The sequence below is a fragment of the Acidobacteriota bacterium genome (assembly GCA_022562055.1).
In the GTDB taxonomy this organism is placed as follows: domain Bacteria; phylum Actinomycetota; class Acidimicrobiia; order Spongiisociales; family UBA5794; genus BMS3BBIN02.
In genome coordinates, this window is the sequence record JADFQA010000040.1 from 1 (window position 1) to 24,405 (window position 24,405).

Below are 24,405 nucleotides of genomic sequence, written 5' to 3' on the forward strand. Positions count from 1 at the left end.
CAATAGAACCCCGACAGATCCAACTCGGCGACCACATCAACAATGAACCACGCCAAATGATCCGAAGGCAACCAGTCAGACAACGACGGTGGCATCAACAACAACTGATCCCGCTCAACAGTACGTACATTCACCATGACACCATTGTCCCGCGCGGCACACCAAAACGCGAGAACCCCACACATTCATACGACAGCCCCCGAGAGCAGGGGTTTCGCCGCGTCGTGGGTGAGGGCATTGGGCAGCGGATAGGCCTCGGGAGCCAATCTCGGGGCCCAACCGTTCGTTCTTTGCACGATTCAGGCTCCCAACTGACTGGGTCCTGGGGGCACTCCCACGCTCGGAGCCCGGCCTTGTCGATCTCCGGAAACGTCGGCATGGGTGACCACGCCGGAGACCTCCCGTGCTGCTGATCCATCACCTGTGAGACAGTTCTCTTGTCGAACAGGTGTTCGTCTGCGGCCCGAGGTTGGGCTAGAATCCATACAAATCGATGACGCAGACAGCGACACCGCCGGACTAAGGGTTCAGCGTGGCACGAAATATCACACCGGCGCAGATGAGAAGCCGGATTCGCCAGGCGCAGCAGAAGCAGCGCCAGACCATCAACAAATACAACAGCGCCGTCCGTAAGTACAACAGCGATGTGAACCGCGCCGTCAACAGCTACAACAGGGACTTGGCAGCGCACAATTCACGGGTTCGGGCTAACCGACAGCGACTCAAACGTGAGGTGGCGCGTCTGATCTCCTCGAGAACCACGACCCGATACGTCGCATCCCAGAGATCGGTGTTGACGCTCCAGCAGTCGTTCTCTCGAATCGAAGCCTCAGCCGAGGCCGGTACGTGGCACGGTGGAGCGGACCTATTCGACCTCAGTGAGGGCGAGACGGCCAACAGCGTTGCAGTCCTGAACGCACTTCTGACCGAGCGAGGGCCAGAGGGCGCGACCGATTCCGATCTGTCGCTACAGAGCACATCCATCACACACGAACTCGTGGAGATTTCACCTGATTTGGATGCCCGATGGCACGGCGCGCTCTTCTCCCTGAGTCCGAATAATCCGGATGCTGCTCGCCACTTCTGCACGAGTGCCCGGGAGATCCTGGCGACGATCCTCGAGGATGAAGCGCCGGATGACCAGGTGATCGCAGCCAACCCGCACGCCGACAGGACCGAGAAGGGCGGCGTTACGCGCCGTGCTCGTATACGGCACTGTCTTGACAAGCGGGGTACCTACGATCTGGACCTCGAAGCCTTCGTCGACGATGATATCGAAGATGTGATCGCGCTGTTCCGGGACTTCAACGATGGAACGCACGGCACCGCAGGCCGGTTCGACCTTCGGCAGCTCGTCGCGATAAAGAACAGGGTGGAAGGTGCGATCCGCTTCCTTCATCGCATTGTGCGGTAGGTCCCGACACCATCGCCGCTCGCGCGCGTCGTGTCATGCTCCCTGATTACGTGTAGGCCGTCCGCTGACTGGGAGTTGTCGAACAGCACATCCGTGATCGCCTCGGTCGCTTCCTGCTTCTCGCCGCCGATGAGGTGTCCGTAGATGTCCTTGATGATCGGGACCGAGGCGTGGCCGAGGACCTCGGAGACGACCCACAGCGGAGTGCCAGGGGCGAGCATGATCGAGGCAGCGGAGTGGCGCAGCTCGTGCGGTGTCCAGTGCCCGACGTCGGCACGGGCACACAGTCGGCGGAAGTAGTGGGCAAAGTTATCGGGATCGTCCCGGCGTGCCTTTGCCGATCGTGAACACGAGACCCGATTCCTCCCATCCCGGTCCGGCGGCCAGCCGTTCTTGAGCTTGCGGTGCCCGGTGTGACCGGAGCAGCCCGTCGAGAGCCGGCGTGAGATGGAGTGTTCTCCTCGACTTCTTCGTCTTGAGGTTACGGGAAATGCGGTGCGTTCTCCTGCCCGACTCTTGTCGGTGCTCGATTGGGAGCCTTCCCCGCCGTAGCCGACGGCGCTCGTGATGGTGACGCCCTCTGAGCTCAACCGTTGCAGGTTCGGCAGGTGCAGCTAGTCGGCCCCCAGGCACGGCAGCATGTCGCCCCGCCATTGATCGACGACAATCAGCAGGACGTTGCGTGGCATCAGGGCTTTTCGCCGCGCGCTAGCCGGGTGTTGATGTCCGCGATGACCGGTTCGATGTCGCTCAGACTGTCGATGACGTAGTGCGCGCCGGCCCTCTCCAGGATGTCGCGGGTTTTGGCGACCCGTTGGGCGATCTCGGCGTCGGACATGGCTGCACCTTCCTCGGGTGAGTCAACATCCATGTAGTTCGAATAGCGAGCCACGCCCACCCCCCAGCAGCCGGCGTTCTGCGCCTCGCCGATCCCCGAAACCGTGTCATCGACCTTGACCACCGACTGGATCTGGTGAACGCCCATCAGATCCAGGTTACGAAGGAGCATGTGCGGCGCAGGTCGTGCGCCGTGGACGACATCATCACCGGCGACCGACGCGTCGGGCGTGTAGCCCTGCTTCTCTGCCTCTTCTTCGAGAACATCCACCATCACCCGGGTGAACCCGGTGGTGGAGCCGATTTTGATGCCACTCGCCTGCAAACGGCTGATCACATCGGCGATCCCGGGCAGCAGGTCGGTGTAGTTCCGCAGGCAGTCGAGTTGGAGCGGTACGAAGTCGGCGAACATCGCGTCGACATCGCTCTGATCGGGGTACTTGCCTGAGACCTTCTTCCAGCGTTCGCGGATGGCAGGATCCCGGGTCAGCTCGGCGATGTGGAGGTCCTTGCGCAGACCCATCGGACCGCGTGCTTCGGCCATGGAGATCTCGACGCCCTGTCTAAGGAACACTTCGACGAAGACGACGGCAGGCGCCACGACGTAGGCGTCGACTGTGGTCCCGCTCCAGTCGAGCACGAGGGCTTGGACCTCGCCGCGGTAGGACCGGCTGTAAACGAATTCTGACATGGCAATCTCCTTCGGTTTGATTTCTTACTACGGCTGGGTCATACCAACTCGAGAGACTTCGCAGCCGCGCCGAAGCTCGTCTTGTCGCCGACGAAGTTGCGTCCCCGCTCACCGACGAAGGCGGCCGTGACGATGTCATCCCATCTCTCGATCGCAATACCGATCTCCTCGACGCCGGTGGCAACTCCGAGCGACACCATCCAGCTCTTGAGTGACCGGGCGCCGGCACTGAGATCATCGCCGTGAATCGCCCTCAGGGCCGATCCGCGAAAACCGGTGAGATCAGCCACGCTTTCGAGAACGACAGGCAACGTGAATGAGCAGGCAATTCCGTGGGGGACGTCGTAGTCGAGCGTTATGGGATACGACAGGTTGTGGGCGATCGCCGTCTTCGTGTTCGAAAAGGCCAGGCCTGCGAACAGGGCTGCCTCGGCCATCCGGGTTCGTAGGTCGAGGTTCGCCAGATCCTCGATCAGCCGGGGAAGACAGTCGAGGATCTCACGTGCGGCCGCGACCGCGAATCGGGCCGATACCGGATTGGCGTTGACGTTCCAAATGCTTTCCAAGGCATGCGACAGCGCGTCGAGTCCAGTCGAAACGGTGAGGGCACGCGGCTTGCCGATCATCAGCTCTGGGTCGACGATCGCGGTCTCGGCATACAGGGCCGGCCGGGATAGCGAGTACTTTTTTCCAGCAGCGTTGTCCCACACTGTCGCCCAACACGTCACTTCACTGCCGGTACCGGCGGTCGTGGGCACGGCGATCATCGCGATGACCTCGGTAGTGCAGGGCTGTCCGGCCTCGAGACAGGTTCGGACTCTGTCAAAGTCGCCAGCGGCTAAAGCGAACACTTTGGCCGAGTCGAGGACCGATCCCCCGCCGACGGCAACGATCAACTCAACGGGCCTGTCGAGCTCGGCGAACCGGCCACATTGTGACCCGAGCAGCTTGAGGTCGGGGTTGGGAGCCACGTCGTCGATCACCAGAGCGGGGTCCCCGGCGTTCTCGGCCAAACCAGCCACCAGGCGCCGAAACCCCTCGTCGGGGTAGGTGACGACCGCGTAGCGCCGACCCTCGATCGCCGAAGCGAGGGCCTGGAAACTGCCAGCGCCGAATCGGATCTTCACCGGGTTCGTGTAGGTCCACACCGGGCTAAGGATAACTCTCCGGTAGATATTCGTCTAATACATGTCTTCAATAGGATATATTGATTTTCTAGATGATAAGAACACAGCTTCGTTCGTTTCACGCGGTGGCCACCTATGGTGGTTTCACCGCCGCGTCCAAGGTGCTCCACATCGGCCAGCCCACGCTGACGACGCAGGTCCGAGCACTCGAGGCCCGCTACAACGTCGACCTTTTCCATCGGATCGGCCGAAAGGTCGTCCTCACCGAGGTGGGAAAGAAGCTACTCGAGCTGACGGTACGCATAAGCAGCCTCGACGACGAAGCCCACAGCCTCCTAGAAGCGCACGCGGGCCTCACCGCTGGCCGCCTACGCGTCGCCGCGGTCGGCCCGTTTCACGCCATCGACATGATCAGCGAGTTCAAGCAGAGGTTCCCCGGAGTCGAGGTCACGGTTCTCTTGGGCAATTCACAACAGACGATCGAGCGACTCCTCGACTACCAGGCCGATGTCGCGGTCACGGCCCATCTCGAGAGCCACGACCGTGTGCGGATGCTGCCCTACAGCACCCATTCGGTAGTGGCCTTCGTCAACGCCGATCATCGGTTCTTCGACCGCTCGACCATCTCCATCCACGAGATGAGCAACGAGCGGGTCGTGATGCGCGAGGAAGGCTCGACCACACGAACGGCCTTTGATATCGCCCTGAGTCGAGCAGACGTCAGCGTCGAGCAGGTGCTGGAGATCGGCAGCCGCGAAGGCGTCTGGAAAGCCGTCGAGCGAGGCATGGGTATCGGCGTCGTCGCCGACTTCGAATTTGTGGCCCATCCGCGCCTTCGTACTGTGGCCTTCGACGATGTGACGATCAGGACCGAATACTTCCTGGCCCACCTCCACGAGCGAGAGAGCTCACACCTGATCCGCGCTTTCTGCGACGTCGCCCTCACCGCCGCGACCTGAACCGGGGCCGCTATCGGGTCCCCGTGAGGCTCAGATCCACGAAAGATCAGTTTCCCGTGATGTCATTTCGACCGATGCCCGACATCGCTCGAATCCGACGAAGGTCTCGTAGCGACCTTAGAGGTACTTGTTTGTCACGCCACGAGCTGACGGTCCGGACCAGCCGATTGAAGCGGCTTCTCCCCTCGGTACTGTCGCAGCGACGGCACTAAACCCAGATGCGGAGCCACTGGCGGCTTGCCGAGGTGTTCTCGCGACGCCGAGGCGGCAGCGACGGTTATCACTCGGCCAAGCATCCCTACTGTCGCGAACGCGGTGTGGGGAGGGTTGTGTGTCGCGACCGCCGCCCGGGCATGTCTCCTCGTGGACCGGTCAGTCGATGCCGGAGTGTGTCGGGTCTTGATCGCCATTCGGGCGGTGATTTGGGGCGTGGCGAGGCGAGCCAAGGTAAGCAGGGCGAGTACGTAAACAGCCGGGCCGTAGCCCCAACACGGGAACCAGAACGAGCGGGCGATGACAATACCCGACAAGAACCCGATCGGGTACGAGTCCTCGATGAGGAAGCGTAGAAATCGCCTAATCAAGATCTTACCCCTCTGTTCTCCTACCACTCGCCGCTCTGTTTCTTGTACACGCCGCCCACCAATCTCGAGGTTTGGCCCGATCGGGAACAGTCCGCCGCGGCGCTGTGTTCTGGCCAGACGACAGCGATTTGATCAACTGGTATCTGGACACCAACGCCAACCTGGTTGATGCACTCGAATCAGCGCCGCCCGATGTGGAGTCCTTCACCTTCCTCCCCGCACCGTCTCCCCTTGCGATGTGGGCCAGGCGCCAGGCGCACGAAACGGCGATACATCGGTTCGACGCCGAGAACGCTGCCGGCATCGCGTCCGAGTTCGACCCAACGTTCGCCATCGACGGAATCGATGAACTGCTCGCCGCGTTCGCGCCACGAGCCGATGCCTTCCCCTTTTCCCATTCTGTCGCCTGTTCGACCGATGGCGGGTGCAGAACAGAGAGAGAGGCAACACGACAGGAGCGCGCTGAAACTTGGAAGCGATTGCTCCGTCCTCGCCTCCCGCTGCACAGGCGAAGCTCCCGGTTCAGTCCAGGTGTCCGAAGCTACTCCCCGAGTCGGGGATAGCGGAGATCGTGCAGCCGATCCTTCACTCGGTTTGCTGTTTCAACGGGGTTCCCTAACACTTCGAAGTCCCACAATCGGATCACAGCCCACCCGATTGCAGCGAGCTCGACATTCGCTCGACTATCTCTGGCTATGTTTTCCGCGATCTTGCGGTCCCAGAACTCGCCACTTTGCCCAGCTTTGTACTTCGAGGGATGCCCATGCCAGAAGGCTCCGTCGACGAACACGGCGAGCCTGGCCGGGCCGAATGCGATGTCCGGGCGCCCAGGCAGGTCGCGCCGATGACAACGCCAACCGCGAACGCCGAGCGCCCACAGAGCACCGCGCAGGGCGAGTTCGGGCTTTGTATCGCGGTTCTTGACCCGGCGCATGATCCGGCTTCGCTCTTCTTGGCTGAACACGTCGGGCACGGTCGACTCCCGGTTTGACGAGAGGCTTTACGGTACCATCCAACCGGTGACGCCCACCGATTCCCCAGACAATCTCCCCCTCGCTGAACTCGCTGCCAAGGCAATCGCTGCGCTCCGTCTCGTTGACGAGACCGATTCGGAACGTGATAACCAGCGGAAAGTGATCGAGGCTGCTGTCGCCATCGAGGAGATGGCACGTCGGTTGAGGGGTGGCAGCTCAGGGCGAGACGTCATCCTCGAACTCCTGAAGACCGCCTCGCCGGACGAGGTCTCCGCCGACTTTCTGCGCCATGCCTCCGGAATACAGGAGTCCGCCCGCCGCATTCGGGAGCTTCGAGTGGAATTCGGATACGACGTGGAAGCCACGGGGTCGGGCTACAGGTTGCTTTCGATCGAACCTAACCCCGCAGTCGCGAAGAAGTGGACCGTGATGAACGAGATCAGGCGCCGGGGCACGTCCGCATTTCAGAGAATCGAGGCTCTCTTCCGCGCACGCCTCGGTGAAATCGTCACAACAAAGGATATCGTATACGTTTCGAAGATCAGTTCCGGTCCGAGGCGGGTGCGAGAGATGCGAACCGAGCACGGTCTCCGAATCGAGTCCCATAAGGACAACCCGGAACTACGCCCCGGAGAGTACGTGTTGCTGGACCCCGAACCGATACCTGCTTCCGAACGCGCTGTCGGCGCGGGTCAACGCGAGCGGATACTCGAACGAGACGGCCACGTCTGTGTCATTTGCGGACGGGGGCCTGACCGTGAGAACCGTATCTGGCTAGAGGTAGATCACATCATCCCGCTGGCAGACGGAGGTGGAAACGACGACAACAATCTGCGGACCCTCTGCAATGAGTGTCACCGGGCTAGGCAATCATCGGGATTGGGGCCTTGAGTTGGTCAAGGACGCTACCGGCAATGGCCTGCGCTAGGCCCACCGGGACGGCATTGCCGATCTGCCGGGCAATTTCGATCTTCTTGCCGCACCACGAGAAGTCGTCGGGGAACCCCTGAAGGCGTGCGGCTTCCCAATGGGTAATCGGTCTGTTGACACGCGACTCGGGCTCGTCCGGCGTCCATTCAGGATGGAGGTACTGCCCCTTCTCAGGCTTGAAAAACTCGGTACGAATAGTGAGCGACGGAGCGTCCCAACGCATCCGACCCATCACGTCGGTCGTCCCGGACGGCTTATTGCGCCAGCAGTCCGGCATCAACTCATAGGGCAAGTCGAATCGACCCCCTCCCGGAGGTATGTAGTCGTACCGCTCGAGCGACAAGGGCCTCGGATTCCTGCCCAGATGGAGGTCCGCTGCCTTAAAGACTCCGGGGAGAGTCCGACCGAAGAACTCAACTCTGGAGTCTGGGAGATCCGGCGGCGCAGTTTCGTACGGAACATCAGCGAAAGCGTCTCGAACGGTGCGCCACGCGAGACTACCGCCCCCGTCCCGCGTATAACGAGGGACGGGTAGCTCCGGTCGTCCGATCCGCGACCCAACGACAACCGTCCGACGACGACGTTGCGACACTCCGAAGTCTGCTGCGTTGAGGATGGCCACATCGATGGTGTAGTCCTGCAACACACCCGAACGAATCTCCTCCTGGAGAAGACCAAACTCGTGCGACGACCGGAACCGGTCCACGTTCTCAATGACGAACATCTTCGGTCTTGCGGATTCGACCACGCGAACGTACTCACGCCAAAGCTTGTTGCGTGGATCGCCAGGGTCACGAGTACCGAGGTTCGAAAAACCCTGACATGGCGGGCCACCGATAACAACATCGACCTCCGGCACGGAGGCATCCGGCAAGTCACCGATATCACCCAAAAAGACGTGATCCTCGCCGAAATTGGACGCGTACGTGGCCGCCGCCGACAACTCCCATTCGACAGCAAGAACCGGGCGAAACCCCAAGTCGACGAACCCTTGAGTCATACCGCCACAGCCCGCGAAGAGATCAATAACGGTGTGCTTTCCATCCGGTTGCTTGTGAGTCATGTGAAAATCCCAGGCATGTAGTTTCTCCCCGAACACTACAAGATCGCTCCGACAGAAACTCGTCATAGTGAGTTCGTGGGTGCGCCACGATTTTCGCCCACTATCGGGTCGCTCAGACTGAGAGTGTCGGGAGCCGAACATGCCCCGTGGCGGTCGACGGGTGAGCACCGGCGGACCAACCGTTTCCCATGGTCCGCATTTGGACAGCCGGAGGAGAAGGGGGACGGGAAGCGGCGCGAACCGGTGCGTGGCGAAAACCCAAGGGGCACAAGAGGTCCCGCCAAATCACCACCGGAAACCGGACCCCCGATTCTGACTTCGGATCAGAAGGTTGGGGGTTCGAGTCCCTCCGGGCGTGCTCTGAAAGCCCATGCACTGCAAGGGCTTTCTCATGACAGAGGTACCTTGACCGTCTGACGCTTGGGAGCCATTCTCGGGAGTCGTTCGTCGCTCGATCGACGATCCGGCCGACCAACACACTGGTTTGGTCAGGACGGCATCAGTCACGAAGCGTCGCTCTACCTCTTGAAGGACCAGTTGTTCTCGTATCGCTTGGCGGTTGGAGTAGGCAGCGGACGGTCGTCCTTCTCAAGGGCTAGTCGGAACACCCGCATCGCTGTGTCTTTGTGTTTGGGATCTTGGTCGAGCCAAAGCTGATGCTGCGCGCCTACATACTCCGCCACAACCTTGCTCGGCAAGATGAAGAACCGGAACGACGTCCCCTCGTCGCCCGCGAAGTTCACGAAGCAATAGAAGAGGGAAGGGTCCACGATCTCTTCGTGCTTCTCGCCCATGATCCACTCGTAGTTGTAGCCGAACAGCTTCGAGCGTTTCGCGGCGCTTCCTTTCTTGCTGAGGTAGCTGCTGGTCTTTACCTCGAGTTTGTACATACGACCCGACTCCGGGTCAGAAACCAGGATGTCGACGTTCTTCGTGTTGCCGAGAGTCAGATTTGCGTCGTAACCTCGCAACGCCAGTTGGGAGAGCGTGGCGAATTCGCCCGCCAGCGCTATTGAGTTGGGACTCGGCTTGGTGTTCTTCATGTGCCGACCCTACCCAAACTCAACGTTCCCGACAGGGACAACTGCACAATCGACACTGTTCGAACAGCGTAGGATCTGATCGTGGCGACGGTCCCGAGAATCGCTGCATCCGCGACGGAGAGGTACTGCGTGGCCGACCGCTTGTCCGAGATCCTAGAGGGTGGACTTGGTTTCTTCTGGCCGGTTGTTTCGGGGTCGTTTCCGGACTTGGAGACGGACGAGCCTCGTAGCGGTTACATTCGCCGAGACGACGATGCAGTCTCCGTCGTTCTTCTAGTCGAAGATGCTTCCGAGGCCTTCGAAACACCTGAGGCGATCGGTCTGGTCGGGTATACACAACATGGCGGAGTGCTGATCCCGGACGTGTATCGAACCGGAACAACGATGAGTTTCGGTGGCGGACGTGCATCTGTCCACAGGTACGTCGCTCACAGCGTCCTCGGTGACATCAAGCCGCTAGACGCAACATGCCTGGACCTGGATTCGGTCTCGATGGACGTGAACGGAAATTCTTTGCTCCAGTGGGGCGGCTTCGAGGCGGTGGACCAGAGCGCTACAACGGACGAGCATAATCGCGTTCAAGAGCTCCAGATCAAGCTCAAGAACACTCCGGATCTCACTGTTCCGCTGAACGCCTCGACGACGCTACGACTCGCCGCTCACTGGTCAACATCGCAGGACTCCCAGCGGAGCCTATCGATCGAAATGGGGCTTCGCGTCTCCATCATGAGAACTGGGTCCTCCTCATTCGATCTCCTCACCCGGCTCCGACAGGTACAGGACCTGCTGGGGCTTGCATATGACGGCCACATCGTCATCGACCACATGCAGGCAGGCTCCCCGGGCCAGGAGCACGGAGCACCGATGTGGAGCGGCGCGCTAATGTCAGATTCGCCTCCAGCCCTTGCGGCAGATCGCGGGAAGCCCCCAATGTTCTCCCTCTTCGACGTCGGAGGAGCCGTCGGCGTGAGAAGATGGATGAAGTTGTACGACCGGTTCCCGCGATCAGTGGCACCTGTTTCGAACTACATCCGATACGGAAGCCCTTCCCCTGAAGTCCGCCTTCTCGAAGTGGCAGCAGCAATTGAACAGTGGGTCGCAACTCATCGCCGATCTACCCAGTGGGCGAGCAGAGGGATCAACGTCGCTGCAGCACTGGCCCAGCACGTCGGTGTGGCGTTCACCGATTGGGCTGGTCCGGCCGATCTGTGGGCGACGCAATTCTGGGACAGTTACAACGACCTGAAACACCTCAGGGGCGCTGGCCCGTCTCATCGCGAGGCGTTTCTCGCCGCTGAGACGGGCTACCGCCTGCTTGTTGCTGCCCTGCTCGACCGGGTTGCGGGCAGCAAGCAGCCGAGTCGGCAAATGCTGTCGGACTACCGCCTCAGAGAGATTGGTAAGGCCATGCGGGATGAGCTCGGAGTCAGTGCATGACCGCGAACGATTCTCGAGAGACCCGGATCCCGATACCGGGCTCGCAACGACAGATCTCTGGCTCGCCGGCAGCAATGCGTAGGTTGACCTCGTGAGGGAAGCCGCGGCAATCGGGATCGATTTGGCCTGGTCTGACCGCAACCTGTCTGGCTGCGTTGCGGTCGATAGCAAGGGCCGAGTGGTCGACGAACGACTCCTGGCTGCTGATGACGACATCGTTGAGTGGGTCGCCGCTCTCGCCGATGAGCACGCGACAGTCGCGATCGACGCACCCCTCCTTGTCGCGAACGAGACGGGCCGACGCCCATGTGAAGACGAGGTCGCTCGTGTCTATGGATCGCGGCACGCCGCTCCACACTCGTCGAACCGCCGGCGACTCATCGGCAGTCATGGCCGCATCCGGGGTGAGGATCTCGCTGCTCGTCTCGGAGAGTTGGGGTTTGGGGATCCGTGGTCCGATTCACAGAGGGTTGTCCTGGAGGTATATCCACATCCCGCGATCGTCGAAGTTTTCGGGCTTGATCGTCGGCTCAAGTACAAGAAGGGCAACGTTGCCGAACGCCGCGCCGGACTTCGCACCCTCGAGGGCCTCATCGCCGAACTGGCAAGCGCTATGCCGTCCCTTCACGCCCCAAGACTCGACATCACGGAGAGCACGGGCGGTGCCAGCCTCAAGGGAATCGAAGATCTCCTCGATGCCCGCATATGCGCGTGGATCGCCCGTCTCTGGCAACACGATCCAGAGCGAGTGACCATCTACGGCGATTCGACGTATGGGCATATCGCTGTCCCATCCGGATCTAACGTCGAGGCGAGCGAACCCGACTCCGCGAACCCGAGCTTGATATCGACACCTCTAGGTTCGTCGGACCTGAGCCGGGACGAAGAACGGTTTGAGATTGCCGTCGGGAACTTCATGCGATCCTGCATTGACCTCCAGGCGAATGAGGCGACATTTCAGGCCTGGTACGCCACCGCAGTCGTAGCTGAGTTCGGCCTCGCCCGGGTCTATCGAGAGACCCATGTGACCCGGGACGGACTCGTCGAGATCGCACCCAACGCGATCCGACTGCCAGATCTCACGGAGAAGGGGAACGAATTCTTCCCCGACCTATCGGTCTCGAAGATCCCAGCGATCGATGCTCGCCACACCGCTACCAGAGACCCCGCACTGCAGCACGCGGGGGTGATGCTCAACCAATTCAGCATCGTCACCGAGTTCAAGGCCACAGGATCCACGACGAAGCCGACGACGCCGAAAGCGATCCGAGCCGATCTGTCGAAGCTCGCGGTGTTTGCCGAGGCTTACAGTGCCGCGGCCCTCGATGGTGACCGTTCGCTAGCGACATACATGGTGATCCTCGACAACTTCGAGAAGTATGGGAAGCGGAAGCCACATTACGGACCCAAGAGGATGCTCGGAATTCTGAACGAGATGGTTGAACGGTGGCCAGTCGGAGTTTCCGTGCCGACGGTGCTCGTGGGATCGCGAACAGCCTCCGGCATCGAAATTGCGACGTACCGCGACTTCGTTCGATATCGAGGGTCTTGAACAGGATCACCGCGGCAACAACAGCGCGCTGAAGACTCTGAGCATTAGGACCGTTCATGGGCCCGGATGCTCCGGCAGCGAGAGTCTTCGTCCAGCGATGGCCAGCACCCTCGTCGGGAGCCAATCTGGGAGCCATTCGCCCTGGACTTGTGTGGACGGCTGTGGGACGTCTGCGGAATCGAAAGCCTTCCGTTCCGGGCTGTTTGGACTGCTGTGGACGCCCGTGGACACGGCTTGGAGATCTACGGATAAGAAGGTTGGGGTGTCTAGTCCCTCCGGGCGTGCCACTGAAACCTTGCTCAGGGGGTCGTGCGGCTGTGTACGGCTCTCGCCGATGGATGTTGGCGACCCGATTGCGACCATTTGCTGTGCCGAAAGCATGGTGGGAGGCGATCGAGACACTACGCTTCGCTCGGCTTGAAGCGAGTGCACGAACCGAAGGAGGGGCGATGAAGGTCCTAATCAAGGAATTCGCTGTCGATATGGAAGTGAAATCGAAGGGCATTGAATTCGAGGTCAAATCACCCGACGGTGCGAGCCATCTCGGTGACTGCTACGTCACGAAAACTTCAATCATCTGGTGCAAGGGCAGGACGACAAAGGCCAACGGAGTCAAGATCAGCTGGGAGGAGTTGACGGCTGTTCTTGCCTCAGACGTTACGAAACGCGCTGCGGTAAGGGCGGCCCGTAACGCGTAATCTCTTCTTGCTCGCCATAGATCTATTCGTAGCATCGGAAGAACCTACGGAGGCGGAATCCGGCTGGCGCTAGTCGAGCAAGGGACTGCTGATTCGCCACATCTAGGCCTCCCCTGGACGTCGGCGGCCAGCGATTCCCGATAGTCCTGTCACCGGGCCTCTTGCCCGCCGTGGGAGCCAAGTTGGGAGCCATTCCCTGTGGACGGCTGTGGACAGGAGTGGACGCCTGTGGAATCGAAACCCTTTCGTTCAGGACTGTGTGGACGGCTGTGGACGCCTGTGGACACGGCTTGGAGATCTACGGATCAGAAGGTTGGGAGTTCGAGTCCCTCCGGGCGATCCGGGAAGTCCCTACGGCGCAAGGCCTCGGGAGCGAGATGGACGCGTCTACCGGATGACGTCCGCGGGCTGCTCCGTCCACTCGCGTGTCTGTAAGAAGACGCGGCACAGTGCGACGTGTGCTTTCGGAACTCCCTTCCAGGGACAACTCGACTTTTCGACCTCGGTGCTCGCGATGGGTACGCCGATCGGCCGCGGACGCTTGTCTGCCAACCGAGACCACTCGGCATGGCGTCATTGTGCGGTACGGTATTTGAAGAGAGCCTTTCGGGCCGCCTTGGCGGTCGGTTTGTCAGGGTGCCCGTCGCCTATCGCGGAGAGAACCTGCTCGGTTTCGGGCAACTTCACGCGCCACGCCTGTTCGACCATTGACAGGAGGCCGTCGGCGCCGGCGGCGGGTCCCGCCCAGGCGCCGACGGCTGCCACCGGTCCCCACAACTCGATTACGACGCCCAGCAAGCGCACGAACCGTTCCGCATCGCCGGAACAGTCCATCTCGTCGCGGCTGCCGCTGAGCGTATCTATCCGCCATACAGTCACGTAGAGGCCAAGTTCGTCGTCGTCCTCAAGGAGGCTCACCGCGTGCACGGCTCCGGGGCCTATGCGGAGCAGCGCCCGGAACCCGAGTCCACGGCCCGTCTCGTCGGCCGTGTGCAATGCTTCCACGAGCTGTCGAGCTGCATCGTCGCCACGGTGCTCGATCCACGCGTCGATCTCTGCAATGGCTTCCGCCTCTGAAATATCCGACGCCGCTGCAAGCAGATCGGCGGCAGTCGACTCTCGCAACGCTCCCACGATAGGCGCCGAAGTCACCTTCGAAACGAGACGCTGGACAGCCCACTTCCCGAGCGGCGTCAGCCCGACGACGCCGTCGGTGCGGTCGGTTCCGCCATACTTGGTAGGGATCTCGGTCACATCTTCGACACGGGTCGTGCCGAACTCGCTCAGAATATCGAACGCTCTGCGGATGGAATCCTCGACGAGGCTCCGGTGGAAGGCACTCTTATCGGAGGGTAGGTCGTCGAGATTGAAGCGGGCATGGAGGTGGACCCAGGTGTCCTCGACGATCTCCTCGATCGGTGTGTCGCCATGCCGGTATAGATCTATCAGGATCATGGGAAGTAAGGCGTCGAGTTCCTCGGCGTACCAATCCCAGCCGTACCGATGGTTCCGATACCAGTGCTGAGTGGGGCCGATGGTTTTGAGAACGACAAGCCAGGCTCCATAGAGTGCTGCAAGTGGATCGTCGACCCAGTCGGCGTTGGGTCCGGGCAGCAGCTTCTTACCCTTACGTGTCAGCATCTCGGATTCGACCGCTATCCGGAATGCGAGATCGACCCCTCCAAGGTTGGCACTCGACCTCGTCTTGAACACGCGGTCGCCGATCTGCGTATCGAACCGGTCTCCACTATCCAACAGCCCGACCAGAGCCTTGCCGTCGGCGAGTTTGAGATTACCCGTGTCCGTTAATGGGCGGCCGGCGCCGACGTAGTCGACCAGACGTCGGAGCCGCACGAGCAATGCGGTGTCCCGGGCTGCGGACTCCAACTCGCCGGTGGGCGGCAGCACGATCGGTGGAAGCGGCCGGATCACGCCGCCCCCGAGGAAAGACGCATCGGTCCCCGGCAACGGCCCCAGCACTGCGTTCCGTTCGGCGAAGGACCGCTGGTTGAAATCTTCCATGAACCGCTGCATACCGTCGGCGTCAGACGGGTCGACACCTTCGGACTGAGCCTGGCTCCACAGCCGCTTGCCCATCGACCAGTTGCTCTCATCCATTACAGCGACACGAAACCGTGGCGCAAGCAGTTCGACCCGCTCGGCCAAACGGGCCGCTTGGCCCGCCGGCACGATCCCATCATCACCGAGGAACCGGAAGAAGCCTGCGAACCCGGCCACCACCTGATCGAGATCATCGGGATCCAGCATCACCTTCGCCGGATACAGACCTAGCAGGATCTCCTCAACCTCTACTCGCTCCCATCGGGAGAGATCTCCATCCAGATAGCCCCACTTGAAATCCATCACCTGAGCCGCGACCCAGCCCAAGTCGTGCCCATGAGGACTCAGCTCAAAGCGCGACGACAATTCATCCCTAGCCGCGTAAAAGGCTTCCTCGTCATCAGGTCCGTAGGACTTGCGCATGACGCGAACACTACCCGAACTCCTGACGACCACCTGGAGGAATGCCGCAACATGCCCAACAAGCGGACAAAAGAAGACAACAAGACCGACGCGGTATCACCCATACACCACATCACTGGACATGACCGAGCTGCGGAGGCGCTTGCAACGCTAGGGTGCCACCGGTACCGTGTCGCTGGCGAGAGGCGGGAGAACCGATGTCACTTGCGGAATGCCCAGAGTGTGGTCATACCGTGTCCGACCGGGCGTTCACGTGCCCCAATTGTGGTCATCCCCTGGTGGATCGCGAAGGCCCCGAGGCTCCGCCCCCCAAATCAAGCCCGGCGGGTGCCGCCGCTCGGGAGGCGACCGTCCGAGGGTGGACAGCGATCGCATCTGGTGCTCTACTCTCGGTCGGTTCTCTCATACCATGGCGGACCGCAACGATTCCTTTGACTGGAACCGTCAGTATTCCAGGCACGGAGGGCGACGGAATTGTGACTCTTGTGTTGGGTGTCATCATCGCCCTCGGAGGGGCCGTCGTAATCTCACAGGGCAGATCGAAAATCGGTTCAATGACCGCGTTCGCTGCGCTGCGCTCGCGTCGTGGATCGTGTACGAATCACTTCGGTCAGCCGTGGATGCCATCAGCATCTTCAACGCTACGGGTACGGGGCGCGCCAGCGTAGGAATTGGCCTATGGCTCGTCGCCATGGCCGCGATCGGAAGCCTGGTTGGAGCCTCAGGAATCCTGATCGTCAGCTTCCGAACGCGAGATACCTCACTCTAGGGACACTCGACAAACCAACCGTCGCGGAGAAAGTGCAAAACTGGCCGACGGTTTCATCTCTGGGCAGGTCGAGATGTCCGCGTCGAGTCCGCCGTGCTCTGCTGCTTGCGCGAAGAGCTTCGCTTCCTGTCCAACGACTGCGATGTGCTGGGCAATCTCCATGATGTCCTCCTAATCGGTCTGGGCAAGGGCCCCACTACTTCTCGCGATTTGTAACCCTGATCGGGTTCTCTCCTACAGCTTGCCAACGACGTGGGCGAGCACCTGTGACATCTGGTCGTGGGGGCTGAACTCGACCATCCTGATCGCTTCCTCGACCACAACTGTGTGACCGGGGGGCCAGTAGTAGATCTCGCCTGCGCCCACGACCTCTTCGGTGCCGTCCTCGTAGTTCACCCTGATGCTGCCCTCTATGACGAACCCCCAGTGCGGGCATTGACAATGGTCGCGCTCCAGACCCTTGAGCAGAGGGGTGAAGTCGAGGCCGGTCGGGTACTGCATGTAGGCACTGGTCATCCCGCCCCAGTCCTGTCCTCTGATCATCTCTCCCAGGGCCTCATGGGCGATTGGTAGGTCTTTGACGTTGCTCTTCATTCGCATCATCTCCTTATGGCTCGTACAGGCGTTGTCGCCCTTCTTGGATCGAGCCCACCTGTACTGCAAGTTGCAGTACACAATATACTGCATGTTGCAGTAGAGTCAAGTGCATGCCACCGAGAACGACAACATCCTCATATGCAGTCCTTGCCCTCCTCGCTCTCAAACCATGGACGGGCTACGAACTCACGCACCAAGCGCAACGAAGCCTCCGCTACGCCTGGCCCAAGTCGGAGCGTCTCCTCTACGCCGAACCCAAGAAGCTGGTCGAACTCGGTTTCGCCACTGTTCACCAAGAAGACAGCGGCAAGCGAACCCGCAATGTGTACACGATCACCGGAGAAGGTCGCCAGGCGCTCAACGAGTGGACACGGACCAGAACCCAGCCACCTCGACTCGAGATCGAAGCTCTATTGAGGGTGCTCTTCGCCGATCACGGGTCACGCGAAGATGTACTCGGAGCCCTCGACGAGTTCGAAGACGACATCGGCGAACACCACCAAGCCATTGTCGAACTCATGGGCTGCTACCTCGATGGCGGACACCCCTTCCCACAACGAATACATCTCTCGGTTCTTTTCGCCGCCTTCCAAATCGAGATGTTCAAAACCTTCGAACGGTGGATCGAGTTCGCGCGAGACGAGATCGATGAATGGCCAACCACCCAAGACCTCGGAATGACCCCACGCACCGAGACTCTCACACGCCTCCTCGCCCAGGACCAATCACCACTGAACTGACTACGGATCAGAAGGTTGGTGGTTCGAGTCCCTCCGGGTGTTCCACCGGAATCCCTTGTGCGCACGGGATTTCGCCTATTGGCCAACCAGCTTGATGACCGCTGGTCCGCGGTTGGTCCGAATCTGCACCGCGAGCGCATTGTTGCGAGCCTCGTCGAGCGCCACCACAAGAGCCTCCATATCGGACGGGAAGAGGTACCCCTCAGCGGGCCATCGTGACCGAAATCGATGATTGACCGAAGTGCACCTGGATCGCTTTGGGGTGCGCCCCTGTGATGAGCAGGGCCGTTCAGACATGCCTCACGTCGTGAATGCGGAGTCCCGCGGGCACCCGCGCGTCGGCGACGGGCGTGCCCCAGACCTGGCACCGGAAGTTGGAAATCCGTAGCGGCTTTCCCAGGGGCGAGGTGTAGACCATCTGCCGGTGGCGTCGCTTCAGGACATCGCTGCCTCCAAACGCGCAGCGGATGCGCCAAAGACATCGTCGCACTCCCCCCGCTCAAAGCTCATATGCGCAGCCGCGAACGGTGGACGCCCGTGCCGAACCCACAAGAGTCCGCGAGACGATGAGAAATAACAAACAAGGGTGAGAACGGGCAAGGCGTCGAGGCTCAGTATCGCAAGGGTTCGCCCCGATTCGCCAAGTCTGTGCGACCCTTGATCTCGACTGGGGCCAAGGGTTCAGGGACTCGGAGCTCCCCTGGTCCACGGGAAAATGGGAGGAGTCCCGGCTGACGCCGGGACTCCCCTGTTTCCGAGCTGTCCCCTCAATCGGTGACCCAACGCGTCCGCCCCATCGGGGCAGCCCGAGCTTGTCAGGAGTGTTCGCTCACCAGAAATATCTCGTCGGCAACGAGTCCATGAGCCTCGCGGTGAACGGTGTTGGCCGCTTCCGCATCCGGGGCCTCGACTAAGCAGAAGATCTTCCCTGCCTCTTCGTCGACCCAGTAGCGTTTGTACTCAACTCCGTATGCGCCTTGAGTGTCGAGATCGGCCTTGTGGGCACCGGCGACGTCACTCGCCGATATACCACCCTCGATGTTATGGACGTCCATGAACAGCGGCATGACCCGCTCCTTCCTTTCGTGGTCCCGATTCGAGCACCGGGATCCCGTGTCGAGTGAATGAAACAACGCGGGTGTTTGACGGGCCGTTTGACAGATACGCCGGTTTGGCCATATTTCGCGGTGCATGGGTCAGTACATCTACCTTCTCGGTCGTCCATCGATTGATCGCGGGTCGGACGATGTGTATCGGTTCCGCAGTCGCAAGAGCTGGGGACTATTGGCATATCTGATTCTGCGGGAGCGTCCACCCACTCGCAGCCAGTTGGCCTCCCTTTTGTTCGCGGAGGCGGATGACCCGCTCCGCGCCCTCCGTTGGGGCCTCAGTGAGATCCGGCGTGCCCTCGGCAACGACGCATCTCTCGAAGGCGACCCGGTGGTGCTGGCCCTCCCCGCGGGAACTCTTGTCGACGTCGAGGTCGTCACGCGGGGCCTCTCGGCCAACGCAGTACGTTTACCCGGGCTGGGTGCGGAGCTGCTGGACGGCATGGCATTTCGGGACGCCGCCGCATTCGAGTCCTGGCTCCTCTCCGAGCAACGTCATATCGCTGCCGCGTCCGAAGCGATCCTTCACGAGGCCGCCCTTTCTTCGATGTCGCTCGGAGCGCTGGAGGACGCAATCGACTACGCGGTTCGAGTCGTCGGGATGAATCCACTCGAGGAGAACCACCAGGCGCTTTTGATCAGGCTGTATCGGATGGCAGGAGACGAAGCAGCAGCCCAAAGGCAGTTGGCAGCCTGCACAGAGATGTTCACCAGGGAGCTTGACATGCCTCCCGGGCCTGCGGTTCAGACCGCGATGAGCGAACCTGTCAATCGAGCCGACGATCTCGTGTCTGAGGTATCGGTCGATGCAATCGTGGAGGCCGGATCGGCTGCTATCAGTGCTGGAGCTGTAGAAGCTGGCGTTCTCTCGCTTCGAACCGCTGTCGTCCTCGCCGATGGCGGCGACTCACATCCACTCCGAGCCACCTCACGAATCGCGTTGGCAGAGGCGCTGATTCACTCGATGCGCGGTCTCGACGAAGAGGGGTCCGCCATTCTGCACACCGCCAGTCAAATAGCGCGTGAACACGGCCGGCAGGACCTGGTGGCGCAGGCCCGGGCCGAGCTCGGCTACGTCGACTTCCTCAGAGCGCGGTACGACCGAGCCGAGCTATGGCTCACGGACGCGCTCCGCCTTGCGGGCGGGTCGGACTCACTGAAGGCGAAGATTCTCGCCGTCCTGGGCAGCGTGGAGAGCGACCGGGCAAACTATGGGAAAGCCCTCGCTCTGTTCGAGGAGGCCGTAGAAGCATCGCGTGCAGTCGCAGACGTTCGACGCGAGGCCTATGCGGTGTCCATGCTCGGCCGCATCCACCTCCTGCGGAAGGATCTTGACCAGGCCGCGGACACGCTCGACGCCGCGATCAAGCTGAGCGAGCGCGGCCGCTGGCTGGCATTCATGCCGTGGCCTCAGGCGTTGCGTGGTGAGGTCGAACTGGCCCGTGGCCACATCCCTGAGGCATCTGAGATACTCCAACAGGCCTTTGCTAGAGCCTGTCAGCTCGGCGATCCCTGCTGGGAGGGATTAGCTGCGAGAGGTCTTGCGCTACTTGCAGACGCGAAAGGCGACGCAAAACACGCGTTCGAAGTCATCACGGACGCACGGGTGAGATGCAATCGGCTCGCTGACACGTATATCTGGATGGATGCTTACATCCTCGATACACAATGTGCGCTCGGGAGACAGCACGGACATGTCGACACCGAGCACTGGATCGACTCGATGCGCGACCTGGCGTCACGAACGGGCATGAAGGAGTTCATTGTTCGAGCGTTGCTCCACGGTGCGGCCATGGGCAGAAAGGGTGACGCGGCCGCTGCCCGGCTGCTGGCTGCTGACATCGACAACCCTGCGCTCGATCGGCTTGTCGACCCCTAGCTGTGACAACCGGGGGCGTTGTCCCTGGGTGAATGGTGTGTTTGGGTGAACCTTTTGCCATGCCTCTCGACGAGGCCGGCTTCCAGTTCGGTGGCCCTGGTAGCAGCGTCCTGAGCAGCAGCGAGGAAGTGGGTTGAGTAGTACGAGCGGAGCCCAACCCGAAGAGTTCCTGCAGAGTTGACCTCGCTGGCAAGGCCCATCGGAATGACCTTGGGTGGCGAATCAACAGCGTCTTTGGGGCTCTCCATGCACACGAGGCTACAGGGACTCGCTTGGCTCATGCCGGCTGTGCTCAATCGAGTGCATCGGCTTGCTCGCTTCGCCAGGACGCGCATAAGACGCGTCTTGCTGAGAAACAACGCGAATCAATGAGCATCAATACGCAACGAAATCTCAGGTCAGGAGCTATTCCGGACTGTTCTCGCAGGTAGCAGAATCCCCTTGATAGACCTTCACACGGCAGAGCTGCTGTCCGGCTCGTTACTGCCTGCGGGACGATACGGCGCACAGTGGACGACCTGCGTGGCAACGTACGCTGTATCGACGGCTATTTGGTGAGTAGGTCGGCGTAGACGAACTCGTCGCGGTTGACGATGTCTCCGATCGTACATTCGATTGGGGGATCGAAGATGGGGGCGGCGTAGCAGAACGTATGGAACTCGCCGTTCTCTCCTAAGGGATCCACTCCGGCGGGAAGGTCCCTGAGTAGTTCAGCGTCGAATGTCCTGCCCACGAAGGACTCATCGAGCTGACGGGGATCAAGTGCGGTGATCACCGCCCGGAGCCCTGTCTTGATCATCTCGTCAGCAAGCGCACGGGTGCCCGCCGGGCCGCACCAGATTGGAAACACCGGCTCGATGCCGGTCCCGGCAAGTCTCTCCTCGCGATAGGCACGCACGTCTTCGAGGAACAGGTCACCGAACACCACTCTCGTTATCCCCTCGTCATGGGCACGTTCGATGACCGTGGCCATGCGCTGCTCATACTCGTCGTTGGTGCACGGCCACGGGAGCTCGACCGGCCACACTGGCAGGTCAACTCGTTGAGCCTGTGCATCGACGAGGTCGCGGCGCACACCTTGCATTGAAACCCGGTCGAATTGACTGTTGAACGTCGTCAACAACGCGACCACATCAAGGTCACCGCGCTGACGGACGGTGTGCAGTGCCCAGGCGCTGTCCTTGCCAGAACTCCACGACATCAGCGCCCGAGGACGACCCGACTGGTCTGCGGAGTTGAGCCCGACGGTCACTGTCCTCCGACCACCCGCAACTGAAGGGCGCCGAGGGCACCTCGTTCGGCGGCAGCGACCTCAGCGGCTCGAAGCCGCTCGAGAACTCGTCCCGTCAGAACTGCCGGCTGAACTCGCCGGCACACATGCGCCTTGGATCGGTCCGGTTCGATCAGGTCGTGGACTGCAATACTCATCCCGAGCTGGGACTCTAGCCCCCCGATGACCGGGCCAAGGCCGGGTCTGGAATCGATCAGCTGCGAAAGACTCGACTCATGTCTGAGCGCAGTACGCTGATTGCATGATCCCCGTGGCCATTCTCGTCGGACTGCTCGCAGGCCTGTTCGCCGGACGGCTCGGTTGGTGGGCCATTGGGATTGTCGCAGTGGCATGGCCTGTGTTGTTGGTCGTTACCGATGTTGACTCTGGATCCTCTTTTTTCGTCGGTGCGGCGGCGCTAGCCGCTGTGAACGCAGCCATCGGGGTTGCGGTCGGAAACGCCGGACGCTGGTTGATCACAGAGACAATCGGCAAAGCTCACTCCCACGCATAGCGGGATTCGGCGTACCGCGTGCACGTTCAGTTGAAGCAGGTTCGCCATTCTGTCGGAGCGTGGCGTTATTCTGACATGGATACCGGCAGATGGAGCTGAGGTGCGTTACCCCGACGACGAGATGATGGTTCCAGACAAGCGGGCAGCCGAGATTGCAGCGATCAGTCGCCAGCGGCTCCGCTACTGGGAGAGGACCGATCTGATCAAGCCCGACATTCAACGGGAGATCAGCCCGCGCAACGTCGTTCGCCTGTACTCCCTGCCGCGTCTAGTGGAATTGGTCGCCGCTTCTGAGCTGCGGCACCAGGGAGTGTCCCTACAACATATTCGGGGAATCATCAGCTACCTTCGGGAACAGGGCTACGAGTCCCCGCTCCGAGAGGTGCGCTTCGCACTGTCAGGTGAGCGAGTGTTGTTCCAGCACGACGACGGAACGTGGGAGGACTCGCGTCGCCCCTTCGTGGGAGTGATGTGGCAGGTGATTGACCTCCACGCGATCCGGTCTCGAGTACAGGAACGGCTGGGGCGAAGTGAAACCGATGCTGGCGTGGTTGAGAAGAGTCGCAAGGTTCAGGCATCCAAACCGGTCTTTCGCGGAACACGGGTGCCTGTCGAAGCAGTGAGGGGTTACCTGGAGGCGGGGAAGACAACTTCGGAGATTCTCGATGCCTTCCCAAGCCTGACCGAGCGCGACATCAGGGCGGCGGAGGCGAGTTCGTCAGCGGTTGCGTAGATGCGCTTCGTGCTCGATGAGGATGTCGACGTCCTAGCGGTCGGTTCGTTCCTCCGGCAGCGTGGACACAAGTGTTGGAGTGTGGTCGATGCGGGCATTGGAGGAGCGGACGACGATGCTGTCGCGATTTACGTCGGCGTCGCAAGTTCACGTTCGGCCAGCATGCGTTTCTCAAGTGTCATCAGCTTGAGGCGGTAGAGCTGCTCGAGATCCATATCGACGAGTTAGTCACGCAGGTGCAGCATCACAACATCGGAGTCTTCGAGGTCAAGCGGACAGCCATCGCGTACCATCCACCTCGGTACGAAACTGACTGAGCGCTGTCCGCGGGTGAGCGACCAACCGACGGTCTTGTTTGGTCCGCATTTAGTCCGCGGGAGAATGAGAAACGACCACAAACGGTAGGAACCAGCGAGAGACGAAAACCCAAGGGGCACAAGGGTTTCCGCTGAATCGCCTAGGTGGCCCGTACCCCTGATTCTCACTACGGACCAGAAAGTTGGGCTGACGCAGGTGTGAGGCCGAGCAAGGAGGTTGGAGTCTGTTCGGGCAGGCCGACGGAATCAGTACGATAGCGGGTATTCCGTCGCATCAAGGATGAGGCAGTGGGTCATTGGATCGTCCCTGGGCGCCGTCCTCCAGAACCGATCCGCGTGTGGTTGTCACCCCACCGCCTCTGAGCATCGGGGCCCGTGCATTCGACAGCATCAATCTGAAGCGCGAGTGCCTCGTCTGGCCCCGGTCCCAGTCATACCGAACCCACATGGCGACCATCTGTTCAGCCTGAACCACGGTCCGATGCGTGTTCTGAAGCCGCATTCATATCAGAGGCTCGCCGGACCAACATAGATAGGCCTGAGGGCGAGGCTTCGCTAGCTAATCACTGGTAGGTGTTCGAGGGCGGCGGCGACCTTTTCCTCGGGATACTCGAAGTCGACTAGGTTGCCCGACAGGAACTTGTCGTACGACGCCATGTCGAAGTGGCCGTGACCACACACCGC

The 24,405-nt window shown here is 61.0% G+C and carries 28 protein-coding genes and 1 tRNA gene; 14 read left to right on the forward strand and 15 right to left on the reverse strand.

All coding sequences use genetic code 11. The features are described 5' to 3' along the window. Nucleotides 1–137, reverse strand: a 137-nt coding sequence (locus tag IIC71_12745) for a hypothetical protein (protein MCH7670047.1), incomplete at its 3' end; no start/stop codon positions are given. A 395-nt stretch (nt 138–532) separates the two neighbouring features. Between IIC71_12745 and IIC71_12750 the strand changes: the two genes are divergently transcribed. Further along, nucleotides 533–1,414: a hypothetical protein gene (locus tag IIC71_12750; protein MCH7670048.1), complete on the forward strand. Its 882-nt coding sequence runs from the start codon at nt 533–535 to the stop codon at nt 1,412–1,414. Here IIC71_12750 and IIC71_12755 read toward each other — a convergent pair. From IIC71_12755 to IIC71_12765, 3 genes are all read right to left on the reverse strand, one after another. After that, nucleotides 1,396–2,004 (reverse strand): tyrosine-type recombinase/integrase, encoded by a 609-nt coding sequence (locus IIC71_12755; protein ID MCH7670049.1) that lies wholly within the window; start codon nt 2,002–2,004, stop codon nt 1,396–1,398. The two genes, IIC71_12750 and IIC71_12755, sit on opposite strands and share 19 nt — an antisense overlap. Nucleotides 2,005–2,102: 98 nt before the next feature. Continuing rightward, the gene (locus IIC71_12760; GenBank protein MCH7670050.1) at nt 2,103–2,942 is read right to left on the reverse strand and encodes a phosphonoacetaldehyde hydrolase; all 840 of its coding nucleotides are present in this window, start codon (nt 2,940–2,942) and stop codon (nt 2,103–2,105) included. 38 nt (nt 2,943–2,980) lie between these two features. Next, entirely contained in the window at nt 2,981–4,090 is a 1,110-nt protein-coding gene (locus tag IIC71_12765; protein ID MCH7670051.1) for a phosphonoacetaldehyde reductase, read from the reverse strand. Nucleotides 4,091–4,164: 74 nt separating this feature from the next. On the opposite strand from IIC71_12765, the gene IIC71_12770 reads away from it, so the two are divergent. Beyond that, complete coding sequence (locus IIC71_12770; GenBank protein ID MCH7670052.1) at nt 4,165–5,028, forward strand: LysR family transcriptional regulator; 864 nt, start codon at nt 4,165–4,167, stop codon at nt 5,026–5,028. 134 nt (nt 5,029–5,162) lie between these two features. Here the strand turns inward: IIC71_12770 and IIC71_12775 are convergent, their stop codons facing one another. After that, entirely contained in the window at nt 5,163–5,612 is a 450-nt protein-coding gene (locus IIC71_12775) for a hypothetical protein (GenBank protein ID MCH7670053.1), read from the reverse strand. Nucleotides 5,613–5,647: 35 nt separating this feature from the next. On the opposite strand from IIC71_12775, the gene IIC71_12780 reads away from it, so the two are divergent. Then, nucleotides 5,648–6,175 carry a maleylpyruvate isomerase family mycothiol-dependent enzyme gene (locus IIC71_12780; protein MCH7670054.1) on the forward strand — a complete coding sequence of 176 codons (528 nt, stop codon included), beginning with the start codon at nt 5,648–5,650 and terminating at the stop codon, nt 6,173–6,175. On the opposite strand, the gene IIC71_12785 is transcribed toward IIC71_12780, so the two are convergent. Further along, nucleotides 6,154–6,546: a very short patch repair endonuclease gene (locus IIC71_12785; protein MCH7670055.1), complete on the reverse strand. Its 393-nt coding sequence runs from the start codon at nt 6,544–6,546 to the stop codon at nt 6,154–6,156. The two genes, IIC71_12780 and IIC71_12785, sit on opposite strands and share 22 nt — an antisense overlap. An 85-nt stretch (nt 6,547–6,631) precedes the next feature. On the opposite strand from IIC71_12785, the gene IIC71_12790 reads away from it, so the two are divergent. Further along, on the forward strand, nt 6,632–7,477 hold the full coding sequence (locus tag IIC71_12790) for an HNH endonuclease (GenBank protein ID MCH7670056.1): 846 nt from the start codon (nt 6,632–6,634) through the stop codon (nt 7,475–7,477). On the opposite strand, the gene IIC71_12795 is transcribed toward IIC71_12790, so the two are convergent. Next, nucleotides 7,449–8,579 (reverse strand): DNA cytosine methyltransferase, encoded by a 1,131-nt coding sequence (locus IIC71_12795; GenBank protein MCH7670057.1) that lies wholly within the window; start codon nt 8,577–8,579, stop codon nt 7,449–7,451. The two genes, IIC71_12790 and IIC71_12795, sit on opposite strands and share 29 nt — an antisense overlap. Before the next feature lie 240 nt (nt 8,580–8,819). Here IIC71_12795 and IIC71_12800 point away from each other — a divergent pair. Then, a tRNA-Ser gene (locus IIC71_12800) sits at nt 8,820–8,937 on the forward strand. 160 nt (nt 8,938–9,097) lie between these two features. Here the strand turns inward: IIC71_12800 and IIC71_12805 are convergent. Beyond that, the gene (locus IIC71_12805) at nt 9,098–9,622 is read right to left on the reverse strand and encodes a hypothetical protein (protein MCH7670058.1); all 525 of its coding nucleotides are present in this window, start codon (nt 9,620–9,622) and stop codon (nt 9,098–9,100) included. Between the two features lie 81 nt (nt 9,623–9,703). On the opposite strand from IIC71_12805, the gene IIC71_12810 reads away from it, so the two are divergent. The 3 genes from IIC71_12810 (at nt 9,704) to IIC71_12820 (ending at nt 13,309) form a co-directional block, all read left to right on the forward strand. Further along, complete coding sequence (locus IIC71_12810) at nt 9,704–11,059, forward strand: hypothetical protein (GenBank protein ID MCH7670059.1); 1,356 nt, start codon at nt 9,704–9,706, stop codon at nt 11,057–11,059. 91 nt (nt 11,060–11,150) lie between these two features. Beyond that, entirely contained in the window at nt 11,151–12,611 is a 1,461-nt protein-coding gene (locus IIC71_12815) for a DUF429 domain-containing protein (protein ID MCH7670060.1), read from the forward strand. Nucleotides 12,612–13,060: 449 nt separating this feature from the next. Then, nucleotides 13,061–13,309 (forward strand): hypothetical protein, encoded by a 249-nt coding sequence (locus IIC71_12820; GenBank protein MCH7670061.1) that lies wholly within the window; start codon nt 13,061–13,063, stop codon nt 13,307–13,309. Between the two features lie 573 nt (nt 13,310–13,882). Here IIC71_12820 and IIC71_12825 read toward each other — a convergent pair. After that, on the reverse strand, nt 13,883–15,793 hold the full coding sequence (locus IIC71_12825; GenBank protein ID MCH7670062.1) for a hypothetical protein: 1,911 nt from the start codon (nt 15,791–15,793) through the stop codon (nt 13,883–13,885). Nucleotides 15,794–15,990: 197 nt separating this feature from the next. Here IIC71_12825 and IIC71_12830 point away from each other — a divergent pair, with 197 nt between their 5' ends. Further along, entirely contained in the window at nt 15,991–16,461 is a 471-nt protein-coding gene (locus tag IIC71_12830; protein ID MCH7670063.1) for a zinc ribbon domain-containing protein, read from the forward strand. Nucleotides 16,462–16,553: 92 nt separating this feature from the next. Here the strand turns inward: IIC71_12830 and IIC71_12835 are convergent, their stop codons facing one another. Both IIC71_12835 and IIC71_12840 read right to left on the reverse strand, forming a co-directional pair. Then, a complete protein-coding gene (locus IIC71_12835) occupies nt 16,554–16,724 on the reverse strand; it encodes a hypothetical protein (GenBank protein MCH7670064.1) in 171 nt (56 codons plus the stop codon). A gap of 72 nt (nt 16,725–16,796) precedes the next feature. Next, nucleotides 16,797–17,156: a hypothetical protein gene (locus tag IIC71_12840; protein MCH7670065.1), complete on the reverse strand. Its 360-nt coding sequence runs from the start codon at nt 17,154–17,156 to the stop codon at nt 16,797–16,799. 113 nt (nt 17,157–17,269) lie between these two features. Between IIC71_12840 and IIC71_12845 the strand changes: the two genes are divergently transcribed. Beyond that, entirely contained in the window at nt 17,270–17,899 is a 630-nt protein-coding gene (locus tag IIC71_12845) for a PadR family transcriptional regulator (protein ID MCH7670066.1), read from the forward strand. Nucleotides 17,900–18,714: 815 nt separating this feature from the next. On the opposite strand, the gene IIC71_12850 is transcribed toward IIC71_12845, so the two are convergent. After that, on the reverse strand, nt 18,715–18,966 hold the full coding sequence (locus tag IIC71_12850) for a DUF4242 domain-containing protein (GenBank protein ID MCH7670067.1): 252 nt from the start codon (nt 18,964–18,966) through the stop codon (nt 18,715–18,717). Between the two features lie 124 nt (nt 18,967–19,090). Between IIC71_12850 and IIC71_12855 the strand changes: the two genes are divergently transcribed. Beyond that, nucleotides 19,091–20,887 carry an SARP family transcriptional regulator gene (locus IIC71_12855; GenBank protein MCH7670068.1) on the forward strand — a complete coding sequence of 599 codons (1,797 nt, stop codon included), beginning with the start codon at nt 19,091–19,093 and terminating at the stop codon, nt 20,885–20,887. Here the strand turns inward: IIC71_12855 and IIC71_12860 are convergent. The 3 genes from IIC71_12860 to IIC71_12870 all read right to left on the reverse strand — a co-directional run bounded on the left by IIC71_12860 (nt 20,884) and on the right by IIC71_12870 (nt 22,315). Further along, nucleotides 20,884–21,135, reverse strand: coding sequence for a hypothetical protein (locus tag IIC71_12860; GenBank protein MCH7670069.1), 252 nt, complete (start codon nt 21,133–21,135; stop codon nt 20,884–20,886). The genes IIC71_12855 and IIC71_12860 overlap by 4 nt on opposite strands. Before the next feature lie 299 nt (nt 21,136–21,434). Beyond that, entirely contained in the window at nt 21,435–22,088 is a 654-nt protein-coding gene (locus IIC71_12865; protein MCH7670070.1) for an adenine nucleotide alpha hydrolase, read from the reverse strand. 47 nt (nt 22,089–22,135) lie between these two features. Further along, nucleotides 22,136–22,315: a hypothetical protein gene (locus IIC71_12870; GenBank protein MCH7670071.1), complete on the reverse strand. Its 180-nt coding sequence runs from the start codon at nt 22,313–22,315 to the stop codon at nt 22,136–22,138. A 104-nt stretch (nt 22,316–22,419) separates the two neighbouring features. Between IIC71_12870 and IIC71_12875 the strand changes: the two genes are divergently transcribed. From IIC71_12875 to IIC71_12885, 3 genes are all read left to right on the forward strand, one after another. Further along, a complete protein-coding gene (locus IIC71_12875; GenBank protein ID MCH7670072.1) occupies nt 22,420–22,671 on the forward strand; it encodes a hypothetical protein in 252 nt (83 codons plus the stop codon). A 100-nt stretch (nt 22,672–22,771) separates the two neighbouring features. Then, nucleotides 22,772–23,404 (forward strand): DUF433 domain-containing protein, encoded by a 633-nt coding sequence (locus tag IIC71_12880; protein ID MCH7670073.1) that lies wholly within the window; start codon nt 22,772–22,774, stop codon nt 23,402–23,404. After that, nucleotides 23,405–23,602 (forward strand): DUF5615 family PIN-like protein, encoded by a 198-nt coding sequence (locus IIC71_12885; protein MCH7670074.1) that lies wholly within the window; start codon nt 23,405–23,407, stop codon nt 23,600–23,602. The last annotated feature ends 803 nt before the right edge of the window (nt 23,603–24,405 follow it).

Coding starts and splice junctions, on each gene's coding strand:
- IIC71_12850 (MCH7670067.1), bottom strand. CDS start 18,966: ATGCCGCTGTTCATGGACGTCCATAACATCGAGGGTGGTATATCGGCG.
- IIC71_12855 (MCH7670068.1), top strand. CDS start 19,091: ATGGGTCAGTACATCTACCTTCTCGGTCGTCCATCGATTGATCGCGGG.
- IIC71_12845 (MCH7670066.1), top strand. CDS start 17,270: ATGCCACCGAGAACGACAACATCCTCATATGCAGTCCTTGCCCTCCTC.
- IIC71_12840 (MCH7670065.1), bottom strand. CDS start 17,156: ATGAAGAGCAACGTCAAAGACCTACCAATCGCCCATGAGGCCCTGGGA.
- IIC71_12835 (MCH7670064.1), bottom strand. CDS start 16,724: ATGGAGATTGCCCAGCACATCGCAGTCGTTGGACAGGAAGCGAAGCTC.
- IIC71_12830 (MCH7670063.1), top strand. CDS start 15,991: ATGTCACTTGCGGAATGCCCAGAGTGTGGTCATACCGTGTCCGACCGG.
- IIC71_12795 (MCH7670057.1), bottom strand. CDS start 8,579: ATGACTCACAAGCAACCGGATGGAAAGCACACCGTTATTGATCTCTTC.
- IIC71_12860 (MCH7670069.1), bottom strand. CDS start 21,135: ATGGAGAGCCCCAAAGACGCTGTTGATTCGCCACCCAAGGTCATTCCG.
- IIC71_12785 (MCH7670055.1), bottom strand. CDS start 6,546: ATGCGCCGGGTCAAGAACCGCGATACAAAGCCCGAACTCGCCCTGCGC.
- IIC71_12805 (MCH7670058.1), bottom strand. CDS start 9,622: ATGAAGAACACCAAGCCGAGTCCCAACTCAATAGCGCTGGCGGGCGAA.
- IIC71_12865 (MCH7670070.1), bottom strand. CDS start 22,088: ATGTCGTGGAGTTCTGGCAAGGACAGCGCCTGGGCACTGCACACCGTC.
- IIC71_12825 (MCH7670062.1), bottom strand. CDS start 15,793: ATGCGCAAGTCCTACGGACCTGATGACGAGGAAGCCTTTTACGCGGCT.
- IIC71_12760 (MCH7670050.1), bottom strand. CDS start 2,942: ATGTCAGAATTCGTTTACAGCCGGTCCTACCGCGGCGAGGTCCAAGCC.
- IIC71_12820 (MCH7670061.1), top strand. CDS start 13,061: ATGAAGGTCCTAATCAAGGAATTCGCTGTCGATATGGAAGTGAAATCG.
- IIC71_12870 (MCH7670071.1), bottom strand. CDS start 22,315: ATGAGTATTGCAGTCCACGACCTGATCGAACCGGACCGATCCAAGGCG.
- IIC71_12875 (MCH7670072.1), top strand. CDS start 22,420: ATGATCCCCGTGGCCATTCTCGTCGGACTGCTCGCAGGCCTGTTCGCC.
- IIC71_12885 (MCH7670074.1), top strand. CDS start 23,405: ATGCGCTTCGTGCTCGATGAGGATGTCGACGTCCTAGCGGTCGGTTCG.